The following is a 1,710-nucleotide window of genomic DNA, read 5'->3' as shown; positions in this document are numbered from 1 at the left end:
CGACATGCTCGGCCTGCTGCGGCGCGTGGCGGGCCGGCTGCGGATGGGCCGCCGGCTGGCCGCCCTGCGGGGGAGCTGACCATGCAGACCCTGGAGCGCGTGGCGGAACAGGCGGCGCGGGCGCGGCCGGCGGACTGCGCCATCGCGGTCTTCGCCTATAACGAGGCGGCTCATCTGCCCCGTTGCCTGGAGGCCCTGGCGCGCGCCGGGCAGGGTCAGGCCACCGACGTGACGGTGGTGCTGAACGGCAGCACCGATGCCTCGCCCGAAGTGGCCACGGCGGCGATGCGGCGGCTCGGGCTGCGGGGCCGCATCGCGCTGATCCCGCAGGCCGATAAGTCCAACGCGCTCAACCAGTATATCCACCGCCTGCGGGTGGCGGCGCCCCTGCATGCCTTCGTGGATGCTTATGCCGCCATCACGCCGGATTCCCTGCGCCTGCTGGCCCAGGCGCTGCGCGATGCACCGGAAGCCAGTGGCGCCGCGGCGGTGCCGAGCACCGGGCGCAGCGCGGCATTGCTGCGGCGGCAGATGCTGGAGCAGCCGGGCCTGCATGGCTCGCTCTTCATGCTGCGCGGCAGCTTCGTGGAACGCATGGCGGCGCAGGGCCTGCGGCTGCCGCTGAATTTCTACCGGGGCGACGGGCTGCTCTCCTCCCTCCTGCTGCATGACCTCGACGCCCATGGCGGCGACTGGCAGCCCCGGCTGATCGTGGTGGAGCCGCGCGCGACCTGGGAAGGCCCCGTGCTGCGCCCCTGGCGCTGGAGCGACCTGCGCCGCTACTGGCGCCGGCAGTTGCAACAGGCGCGCGGGCGGCTGCAATGGCCGGCGCTGCGCCAGGTGATCTACGACCCCGCCCAGGCCGGCTTCGCCTCCATGCCGCCCGAGGCCGATGCCCTGGCCCTCTCCTGGCTGGCCGAGGCGCCGGCCGATCGCAGCCCGCGCTGGTGGCGCGACCCCTTCGGCGCCATGGCCCTGCGGCGGATGCGGCAGGCACCCCCGCCGCCGCCGCCAGAAAGGCTGCTGCCCCGCGTGCTGATGGAATTCGCGCCGTGAGCCCGCTTCTAGCTTCGCCGCAGCAGGCCGCGCAGCCGGGCCGCGACGCCCAGCGCCGACCAGCGCGGCACCATCTCCGCCCAGATCAGCGGCAATTCGGCGCTGGCCAGGCTGCGCTTGTAGCGGTCGGCACCGGCCAGGAAATCATAGACGCTGTCGCCCCGCGCCAGGGCGTGCTCGATGGCCAGGGCATGGCAGGTCAGGCCGGGCTTCTGGTGCGGCCCGGCGCCGGCATGGTCCAACCCGCTCTGATAGGCATGCACATGCCCGCGCATGCGGAAGTTATAGAGATAACCGACATCCTTCCCATCGGCCTCGATGCGCAGCATGTCCAGCTCCCCGCGCGGCGCGGCACGGCGGATCAGCGCCTCGTGGAAGCAGCGCAGGAAGGGCGTGGCGAAGGCGCCGGGCTTGCCGCGCGCCCGCCACGTGGCCTCGTGCAGCCGGATCAGCGCCTCCAGGAAAGCCAGGGCCTGCTCCGCGCCATCGGCCCGGTGCAGCCGCAGCGCGCCATAGGCGCGATTGGAACGGCGGATCTGGTAGCGGCTGTTGCCGCTGCGGCCGGCCAGCCAGTCGCCGCCAGCGGCGCGGATGGGCTCCAGCCCCAGGCGCGGCGCCATCCTCTCCTGCCAGCGCAGCGCCACGCCGCCGGCG

2 protein-coding genes are annotated in these 1,710 nt (G+C 73.7%); one reads left to right on the top strand and one right to left on the bottom strand.

The genetic code is table 11. The features are described 5' to 3' along the window. Window positions 1-1,056: glycosyltransferase family A protein (locus IBL25_RS26005; protein WP_238940684.1), on the top strand; the 1,056-nt coding region annotated here is incomplete at its 5' end. Window positions 1,057-1,064: 8 nt separating this feature from the next. Here IBL25_RS26005 and IBL25_RS26000 read toward each other — a convergent pair. After that, window positions 1,065-1,710 (bottom strand): GNAT family N-acetyltransferase (locus IBL25_RS26000; RefSeq protein ID WP_187781326.1); only part of this gene is annotated, 646 nt, incomplete at its 5' end.

The organism is Pseudoroseomonas ludipueritiae (assembly GCF_014490445.1).
Classification (GTDB): domain Bacteria; phylum Pseudomonadota; class Alphaproteobacteria; order Acetobacterales; family Acetobacteraceae; genus Pseudoroseomonas; species Pseudoroseomonas ludipueritiae.
Note: the sequence above shows the minus strand (reverse complement) of the source record. Positions and strands in the feature narration are given on the sequence as shown.